The following is an 8,262-nucleotide window of genomic DNA, read 5'->3' as shown; positions in this document are numbered from 1 at the left end:
AGCACGGTGGACACCGCGGCCGCCCGGCGTGCGGGGGCGGCCAGGTCGGCTCCGGCGTAGCGGGCCTGGAGGTTCGTGGCGGTGCCGGCGCCGTACAGGAAGAGGGAGAGGAACAGCAGGCCGGGGTGGCCGGCGACGGCGGCGACGATGACGCCGCCGCTGCCGACGGCGCCGGCGAGATACCCCAGGGCGAGGCCGGGGCGACGGCCGCGGGCCTGGGAGAGGCGCCCGACGGCGACGGCCGCCAGGGCGGAGCCGGCGGTGCCCACGGCGCTGGGCAGCCCGGCCAGGCCGGTGGAGCCGAGCATGTCCTGGGCGAGCAGGGCGCCGACGGTCACGCCGGCCGCCAGCCCGACGCCGCTGAGGACCTGGGCGATGACCAGGACGATCAGGGAGCGGCGCTGCGCCTCGACGCGCGGGACGTCGTCTGCCCGGACGGGCACGTTGGTCGTCACGAGAGAGCTCTTTCGAAGAGGGGTTGCATCGACGGCGTGGCCCGGGCCCGCAGGCGTGGTCAGGCCCGGTCGCCCAGGTCCAGGCGGTCGAGCAGGCCGCCGGCCGTGAAGGCGGCCACCAGGTCGTCGCGGCCCTCGGTGAAGTGGGCCCAGCTGTCGTAGTGCACGGGCACCACCCGGCGGGCGCCGAGGATCCCGGCCGCCTCCACGGCCTGCGCGCTGTCGAGCACGATCAGCCGCCCGTCGAACAGGACGGAGAACCGGGGCCCACCGGCGAAGAGCACGGCGGTGTCCACCGGGCCGAACCGGCCGGCGATCTGCCGGACCGCGTCCAGCGAGGCGTTGTCGCCGCTGACGTAGACCGTGGGCAGGCCCTCCCCGGTCAGGACGAACCCGACGACCTGGCCGGTGATCGGTTCGACCTCCTCGCGCGGGCCGGGGCCGTGCACGGCGGGCACGCCGGTGACGGTGATCGTGCCGCCGTCGCGGCGGTCCAGCTCGATCGACTCCCAGTCGGCCAGGCCCCTGGCCGTGCCGCCCAGCCGCTGCCCGCCCCCGGGCGTGGTGAGCGTGAGCGGGACGTCGGCCAGCAGGGCGCGGCCCGCGTGGTCCAGGTTGTCGGGGTGCTCGTCGTGGGAGAGCAGGACCACGTCGATGCGGCCGAGGTCGGCGGGCGTGGCGGACGGGGGAGCCGTCTTGGTCAGCCGGCCGCCCGGCACGTGGTAGTCGCCGGGGGCGTCGAAGGTCGGGTCGGTCAGGAAGCGCAGGCCGCCGTACTCGAACAGGGCGGTGGGACCGCCCAGGACGCGGACGGGGATCTGCTCGATGGGCGCGCCGAAAATGGCCATGCGAATTCCTCACGGATGGAGAGCGGTTTATCCGTGATGACGGTAACGGTGTCTCACGGACGAGCGCAAGCCGTACCATGAGACACATGAGCGAGACGCCGACCGCCGAGTCCGTGCTGCCGCCCGCGCCGGGGGCGGAGGACCACCTCGCCCTCGACTTCGTCAACAGCGCCATCGCGCTGCCCGGCGGGCAGTTCGTCGACCTGCTCGGCACGCCCGCGGCGACGAATCGCTGGCTCACCGAACGCGGCCTCGCGCCGGCCGACGCCGGGGTGCAGGAGATGTGCGCGACGCAGCTGCGCTCGCTGCGCGAGCACGTCAGGGCGTTGTTCAGCGCGCGGGTCGCGGGGCTGCCCGTCCTGCCCACGGCCCTGTCCGCCGTCAACGACGCGCTGAGCAAGGCCCCCACCGCCGCCCTGCTGTACTGGGACGAGAAGAACGGCCCCTACCGCGCGACGCCGTGCCCCACCAACGAGATCCTCGACCGCGCCCTCGCCACCCTGGCCGCCAACACGGCCGACCTGCTCACCGGCCCCGACGCCGAACGCCTCACCGGCTGCGGATCTCCGCCCTGCAACCGCTACCTGCTGCGGCACGGCCGCCGCCACTGGTGCTCCACGCGGTGCGGCGACCGCGCCCGCGCCGCCCGCGCCTACGCCCGGCGCACCCAGCCCACTCCCGGCTGACGGCCCGCGCCGGTGTGGCGCACGTCACATGTTCAGCTGTCACAGGACGCGGGTCTCCGGCATCTCTTGGTCGAACCACTGAGAAGCAAGGAGCACATCATGGAGACCCGCCTCAACCTCTTCGGCAGCCCGGTCGTCGCCAAGGCCCTCGGACACTACGGCGCAGCGGCCCCGGTGCTCATCCAGGAGTCGGCGTTGCCGGCCACGACCCAGAACCTGGTGATGCTGCGCGCCAGCCAGATCAACGGCGACGGCTACGCCACCGACGTCCACGGCACGAACGCCGCGCACGCCGGTGAGACCGTCAAGCGCCTGAACCTGGTCGCCACGTGGCGCGAGTCGACGGTGTTCACCGACGCCGAGCGGGCCGCCCTGGAGCTGACCGAGCAGGGCACCCGCATCGCCGACGGCGCCGGCGGCGTCACCGACGAGGCCTGGGCGAACGCCGCCGAGCACTACGACGACGACCAGCTCGCCGCCCTGGTGGCGTTCATCGCGCTCATCAACGCCACCAACCGCTTCGCCGTCATCAACCGGCAGCGCGGCGGCGCCTACCAGCCCGCCGCCCGCTGAACGACCCCGACGACGCCCCCGACGACGCCCCCGCGCCCGCTACCGCCGGCCGGGGGCGTCGCCGGCGGTCTGGGTGCGGTCGATGATGTCCAGGACGGCGTTCCTCGTCTCGCGGAAGGCGGCGGCGGTGTCGTCGGCGGCCGCGGTGACGGCCTGGCCGGCGGGGACGATCGCCGGTTCGAGCAGCAGGGCCACGGCGTCGGCGAGGACGTCCGCGGGGTCGCCGGCGCTGGGCGGCGCGGAGTCCGGGACGGACATGGCGGTGCCGAAGCCGGTGAGCAGGGCGTGCATGGCGTAGGACTGGTCGGCCAGCGGGCGGTCCTTGCGCAGCAGCCCGTGCCGGCGCAGGACCGGCATGACCGCCTGGCACATCGCGCTGGGCCGGGTGCGGTCGAACAGGTCGCGGTCGCCCGTCTGCTCGGTGAGCAGCCGCACCAGGTCGGCGTCCTTGGTGGCGAGGCGGCGGGCCAGCGGGGAGCTCAGCCCGGTGCGGACCAGCAGCGGAGCCAGGTGGCGCGGCAGCACGGCGGCGGGGTCGGCGGTGATGCGGGCGATGACCGCCTCCAGGAAGGCCAGCAGCTCCCGGGCGAACAGGCCGAGGACGAGGTCCTCCTTGGTGGGCCAGTACAGGTAGACGGTGCCCTTGCCGACCCCGGCCGCCGCGGCGATCTCGCTGACGGTGACCTTACGCACGCCGTGGTCGGCCACCAGCTCGCGCGCGCTGTCCAGAATGCGGGCGGCCTTGTGCGAGTGGTGTTCGATCAGGCGGCTCACTGCGCTGTCCTCCGGGTCGTGGGGCAGGATCTTCGGTTGTGCGTCAGAGGGCGGCGACGTCGAGGTTCTTGGCCCGCATGTCCTTGTTGTTGAGCATTCTCCTGCCCATGGCCCTGCCGACGCCCGGCATCCGCATCAGGCGCATCATCCCAGCTCTCAGCAACTGCTCCTTACGGTCGTGCGGGGTGAAGATGCGCCGTCCGGGCAGCGCGCTCTCCTGTTGCAGGCGGACGAACGGCCGCATCCGCGCCTCCCAGGCCCGCAACGCCCCGGGCAGGTCGCCGGGGTGGCGTTGCAGCATGGTGCCCAGCAGCTCGCCGCCGGCCAGGCCGCTGGAGGCGCCCATGCCCGCGTACAGGGTGACGCACCAGGCGGCGTCGCCGACCAGGACGACCCGGCCACGGCGCCAGCGCGGCATCCTGACCTGCTGCACCGAGTCGAACAGCGCGTCGGGCGCCTGCTCGTAGCGGGTCAGCAGCCCCTCCAGCAGGGGGCCGGCGGGTTCGGGGCCGAAGGCGGCGCGGATGGAGGCGACCGGCGGGCGGCGGAACTCGGCGTCGGCGTCGGCGGTGCGGTAGGAGAACAGCACGCTCGGGGCGTGGTCGGCGAACGGGAAGGCCCACACCGAGCGGCCCGGCTCGGCCAGGACCAGCCCCTCGTGCAGGCCGAAGCCGTCGACCGGGCCGTCGAGCACGGTGGCGCCGACCATGTAGCCCATCGGGTGCAGGTACTCCTCGTCGGGGCCGAAGACGAGCCGGCGCACCGTCGAGCGCAGGCCGTCCGTGCCGATCACCAGGTCGAAGCGCTCGGTCACGGTGGCGCCGGACGCGGTGTCGCGCAGCGTCACCTCCGCCGCCGCGTCGTCCTGGGTGATGCGGGCGGGGACGGTGGAGTAGCGGATCTCCACGTCGTCCGGCAGCGCCGCGAACAGGCCGCGCTCCACGTCGCCGCGCAGCAGCGGCCGGGGCCCGCCGGGGAGGAGGGACGGGTTCATCCCGGGACGCCGGCGCCCCGCCCGGTCCACCTCGTAGCTGGTGACATGGGGGCCGCTGCGGTCGCCGATGGCCTCCAGCACGCCCAACCGCCCGGCCGAGGCGATGCCGGCGCCGAACAGCATGATGAAGTAACCGCCGGAGCGGCGGGCAGGCGCCCGTTCCACCACCACCGGCTCCCAGCCGATCTGGCGCAGCCGCAACGCGGTGGCGATCCCGGCGATCCCCAGCCCGACCACCAGCGCCCGGCCAGTCGTCCCGCCCGCATTCGTCATGGCGCACTCCTTTCACGAGCTTCCCTGAGCATGCTAGCGGACGAACTGACCAAAATGGTTCTGTTGGTCAGTTCGCGCGAGCGGGCCTGGGAGGAGGAGGAGGAGCGCGGCGCGGGCGTGTCAGGCGACCGCGGTGCCCTCCAGCTCGACCATCAAGGTGGGGATCGCCAGCCTCGTCACGCCGAGCATCGTGGTGGCCGGCGCCGCCCCGGCGCCCCCCAGCCTCGCTGCCAGCACGCCGTAGTGCTGGAAGAGCAGATCCACGTCCGTGGTGTAGACGTTGAGCCGGACGAGGTCCGTCAACGACATGCCGGCCTTCCCCAGGACGGCCTCCAGGTTGTCGAGGCTCAACGCCAGCTGCGCCGCCAGGTCGCCGTCATGCCGGGGCGTGCCGTCGTCGCCCGTCGCGGTCTGCCCCGAGCAGTACAGGGTGCGGGTCTGCCCGGAGACCAGCTCGCCCTGGTTGAACCCCATCTCGACCGACCAGGTGACCGGGTTGATCGCCGTTCGTTCCAGTGTCATGTCAGCTCCGTTCGATGTCACGTTCTTCGACGTCATGGTGATCAGCCTCCCAACGAATCACGACATCCTGTGTCGTGTATCTCGATAGGGTTTTCGCATGCGTGCCGACCGGCTGGTCTCCCTGGTGCTGCTGCTGCGGCAGCACGGACGGCTGTCGGCGACCACCCTCGCCCGCGAGCTGGAGGTGTCCACCCGCACGGTGCTGCGCGACATCGAGGCGCTGTCCGCGGCGGGCGTCCCGGTCTATGCCGAGCGCGGCCGGCACGGCGGTTTCGCGTTGCTGCCCGGCTTCCGGACCGAGCTCACCGGCCTCAACCCCGACGAGGCGCTCGCCCTGCTGGTCGCCGGGTCGCGGCGCGGCGCGCAGGCGTTCGGCCTCGGCTCGGCGCTCGCCTCGGCGATGCTCAAGGTGGTCGACGCGCTGCCCGACAGCTACCGGGACACCGCGGCCGGCGCGGCCGAGCGGCTGCTCATCGACCCGGAGACCGACCTGCTGTCCCGCCGGCTGGCCGCCGAGGAGGTGCCCGACGACGTGGCGGCCGAGGTCCTGCGCGCGGTCTTCGCCGGACGCAAGCTGGAGATCCACTACGCGCCCTTCGGCGGGGCGCCCGAGTGGCGGACGGTCGACCCGATCGGCCTGGTCACCATCCGCGACCGCGGCTACCTGCTGGCCACGAGGTCCGGGGCCGACCGCACCTACCGGCTGTCGCGCGTCCAGGCCGCCAGGGCGCTTCCCGAACCCGCGCAGCGGCCCGACCGGGTCGACCTGGACCGGGCCTGGCAGGAGCGCAGCACCCGGTTCCGCACCGGCGGCGACCAGGTCACCGTGCTGGTGCGGATGGCCCCGAGGCGGCGGGAGGAGCTGCTGGGCACCGCGCTGGCCGTTCTCGCCGAGGAGGCCGACGCCGGCGGCCTGCTGCGGCTGGAGGTGACGTTCCAGGACGACAGGCACGCCGTCTGGGCGTTGTGGCAGCTCGGCACGGACGCCGAGGCCCTGTCCCCGCAGTGGTTGCGCGACTCCCTGCACACCCGCGCGACCGCGCTCGCCACCCGCTACCGGGCGCCGTCCTGAGAACCGGCCGCCTGCCGCGCGGAGCCTGCCTGAAAACCTGTTGGCGGGCCGCGGGGGTCGCTGTTAGTTTGCCGGTGGCCGTGCGAGAGATCGAGGAGGTGGTACCCGTGGACACAGCAACGACATGGGTGCTCCCCTCAGGGGTCACGGTCGGCGACTGAGGCAGGTGTCGCCGGGAGCGCCGCGCCAGCAGGCACTCCCGAAAGGCAACAACCATGCATTCTCCGCAGCCCACCGCAGCGCCCCTCGACTACGACGTGGTCATCGCCGGGTGCGGGCCGACCGGCGCGATGCTCGCCGCCGAACTGCGGCTGCACGACGTACGGGTCCTCGTCCTGGAGAAGGAGACCGAGCCCAAGTCGTTCGTCCGCATCGTCGGTCTGCACGTGCGCAGCCTCGAACTGATGGCGATGCGCGGCCTGCTGGAGCGCGTGCTCCAGCACGGACGACAGCGTCCGGCCGCCGGTTTCTTCGCCGCCATCGACAAGCCCGCGCCCAAGGGCCTGGATTCCGCGCACGCCTACATGGTGGGCATCCCGCAGCCCGTCATCGAGCGGCTGCTCGAAGAGCACGCGCTCGACCTGGGCGCGCACGTCCGGCGCGGTCACGAGGTGACCGGTCTCGACCAGGACGACGAGGGCGTGACCGTCGAACTGGCCGACGGGGAACGGGTGCGCGCCCGCTACCTCGTCGGCTGCGACGGCGGGCGCAGCACGGTGCGCAAACTGCTCGGCGTCGGCTTCCCGGGCGAACCCTCGCGGAACGGGACGCTGATGGGCGAGATGGAGGCGGGCGTACCGCAGGAGGAGATCGCCGCCACGGTGGCCGCCACGATGGCCGGGATGCGCGAGAAGCCCCAGCCGTTCTGGCTCCGGCCCTTCGGCCAGGGGATATACAGCGTCGTCGTGCCCGCGGCCGAGCCCGGCGACCGTGCGGAACCGCCCACCCTCGACGACTTCAGGCGACAGCTGCGCGCCGTCGCCGGAACCGACTTCGGCGTGCACTCCCCGCGCTGGTTGTCCCGCTTCGGGGACGCCACCCGCCTGGCCGAGCGGTACCGGGTCGGGCGGGTGCTGCTGGCCGGCGACGCGGCGCACATCCACCCGCCCATCGGCGGACAGGGCCTGAACCTGGGCGTTCAGGACGCCGTCAATCTCGGCTGGAAGCTGGCCGCGCAGCTCCGCGGCTGGGCGCCGGGCCCGCTGCTGGACACCTACCAGGCCGAACGCCGGCCGGTCGCGGCCGACGTGCTGGACAACACCCGCGCCCAGACGGAGCTGCTGTCCGCCGAACCGGGCCCGCGGGCCGTGCGCAGACTGTTCACCGAGCTGATGGACTTCGACGAGGTGAACCGCCACCTGATCGAGAAGATCACCGCGATCGGCGTCCGCTACGACTTCGGCGAGGGCCCCGACCTGGTCGGCCGCCGCCTGCGCGACATCGACGTGAAACAGGGCCGCCTCTACGACCTGCTGCGCCGCGGCCGCGGCCTGCTGCTGGACCGCACCGAACGCCTGACCCCCGGCGGCTGGTCGGACCGGGTCGACCACCTCGCGGATCCCACCGCGGCCCTCGACGTCCCGTGCGTCCTGCTGCGTCCGGACGGCCACGTCGCCTGGATCGGCGACGACCAGCGGGACCTGGACATCCACCTGTCCCGCTGGTTCGGCATGCCCGTCGGCTGACGTCCCCGCCATGAACCCGGTGACCGGCGGTCTGGTCCGGTCACCGGGCAGCGGCCGGCGCCGAAAAATTGTTCGCCGGCGGATGTCGAGAACCCTCCGGCGGCTCCGTCCCAGGGGCGGAACACGAAGACGACCCCGAAGGGACGACCATGCGGACGAACGAGATCACCGAGATCCTGAACCGGCCGATCAGCCGGGAGCTGCTGGCCCGCGACCTGACCCGGCTGGCGTACGTGGCCAAGGACGGCACGCCGCGCAACGTCCCGATCTCGTTCACCTGGAACGGTTCCGAGATCGTCATGTGCACCACGAAGAACGCCCCCAAGCTCGCCGCCCTGCGCGCGAACCCGACGGTCGCCCTGACGATCGACACCGAGGTG

General features: G+C 73.2%; 9 protein-coding genes and 1 pseudogene. 5 read left to right on the top strand and 5 right to left on the bottom strand.

What is annotated here, in order from left to right; all coding sequences use genetic code 11:
• Positions 1-455, bottom strand: a pseudogene (locus ACWCSD_RS41905) (MFS transporter); the annotation flags it as partial.
• A 59-nt stretch (positions 456-514) separates the two neighbouring features.
• Positions 515-1,303 (bottom strand): MBL fold metallo-hydrolase, encoded by a 789-nt coding sequence (locus tag ACWCSD_RS41900; protein WP_449923336.1) that lies wholly within the window; start codon positions 1,301-1,303, stop codon positions 515-517.
• A gap of 86 nt (positions 1,304-1,389) precedes the next feature.
• Between ACWCSD_RS41900 and ACWCSD_RS41895 the strand changes: the two genes are divergently transcribed.
• Together ACWCSD_RS41895 and ACWCSD_RS41890 are read left to right on the top strand one after the other, a co-directional pair.
• Complete coding sequence (locus ACWCSD_RS41895; protein WP_397157136.1) at positions 1,390-1,989, top strand: CGNR zinc finger domain-containing protein; 600 nt, start codon at positions 1,390-1,392, stop codon at positions 1,987-1,989.
• A 99-nt stretch (positions 1,990-2,088) separates the two neighbouring features.
• The gene (locus ACWCSD_RS41890; protein WP_397157134.1) at positions 2,089-2,562 is read left to right on the top strand and encodes a carboxymuconolactone decarboxylase family protein; all 474 of its coding nucleotides are present in this window, start codon (positions 2,089-2,091) and stop codon (positions 2,560-2,562) included.
• A gap of 39 nt (positions 2,563-2,601) precedes the next feature.
• Here ACWCSD_RS41890 and ACWCSD_RS41885 read toward each other — a convergent pair whose 3' ends face one another.
• The 3 genes from ACWCSD_RS41885 to ACWCSD_RS41875 all read right to left on the bottom strand — a co-directional run bounded on the left by ACWCSD_RS41885 (position 2,602) and on the right by ACWCSD_RS41875 (position 5,119).
• Positions 2,602-3,336 (bottom strand): TetR/AcrR family transcriptional regulator, encoded by a 735-nt coding sequence (locus tag ACWCSD_RS41885; RefSeq protein ID WP_397157132.1) that lies wholly within the window; start codon positions 3,334-3,336, stop codon positions 2,602-2,604.
• 43 nt (positions 3,337-3,379) lie between these two features.
• Positions 3,380-4,603 (bottom strand): FAD-dependent monooxygenase, encoded by a 1,224-nt coding sequence (locus ACWCSD_RS41880; protein ID WP_449923331.1) that lies wholly within the window; start codon positions 4,601-4,603, stop codon positions 3,380-3,382.
• Between the two features lie 120 nt (positions 4,604-4,723).
• A complete protein-coding gene (locus tag ACWCSD_RS41875; protein ID WP_449923339.1) occupies positions 4,724-5,119 on the bottom strand; it encodes a RidA family protein in 396 nt (131 codons plus the stop codon).
• Positions 5,120-5,222: 103 nt separating this feature from the next.
• Here ACWCSD_RS41875 and ACWCSD_RS41870 point away from each other — a divergent pair, with 103 nt between their 5' ends.
• From ACWCSD_RS41870 to ACWCSD_RS41860, 3 genes are all read left to right on the top strand, one after another.
• Complete coding sequence (locus ACWCSD_RS41870) at positions 5,223-6,197, top strand: helix-turn-helix transcriptional regulator (RefSeq protein ID WP_449923328.1); 975 nt, start codon at positions 5,223-5,225, stop codon at positions 6,195-6,197.
• 215 nt (positions 6,198-6,412) lie between these two features.
• Entirely contained in the window at positions 6,413-7,882 is a 1,470-nt protein-coding gene (rox, locus tag ACWCSD_RS41865) for a rifampin monooxygenase (protein WP_449923325.1), read from the top strand.
• A gap of 149 nt (positions 7,883-8,031) precedes the next feature.
• Positions 8,032-8,262: pyridoxamine 5'-phosphate oxidase family protein (locus ACWCSD_RS41860; RefSeq protein ID WP_449923322.1), on the top strand; the 231-nt coding region annotated here is incomplete at its 3' end.

The sequence above is a fragment of the Nonomuraea sp. NPDC001684 genome, assembly GCF_053596515.1.
The sequence above is the reverse complement of the archived record's forward strand: the minus strand, read 5'-3'. Positions and strand labels throughout refer to the sequence as shown.

Excerpts from the sequence above, each read along its gene's own strand:
- ACWCSD_RS41870 (WP_449923328.1), top strand. The coding sequence starts at position 5,223 with ATGCGTGCCGACCGGCTGGTCTCCCTGGTGCTGCTGCTGCGGCAGCAC.
- ACWCSD_RS41880 (WP_449923331.1), bottom strand. The coding sequence starts at position 4,603 with ATGACGAATGCGGGCGGGACGACTGGCCGGGCGCTGGTGGTCGGGCTG.
- ACWCSD_RS41900 (WP_449923336.1), bottom strand. The coding sequence starts at position 1,303 with ATGGCCATTTTCGGCGCGCCCATCGAGCAGATCCCCGTCCGCGTCCTG.
- ACWCSD_RS41895 (WP_397157136.1), top strand. The coding sequence starts at position 1,390 with ATGAGCGAGACGCCGACCGCCGAGTCCGTGCTGCCGCCCGCGCCGGGG.
- rox (WP_449923325.1), top strand. The coding sequence starts at position 6,413 with ATGCATTCTCCGCAGCCCACCGCAGCGCCCCTCGACTACGACGTGGTC.
- ACWCSD_RS41890 (WP_397157134.1), top strand. The coding sequence starts at position 2,089 with ATGGAGACCCGCCTCAACCTCTTCGGCAGCCCGGTCGTCGCCAAGGCC.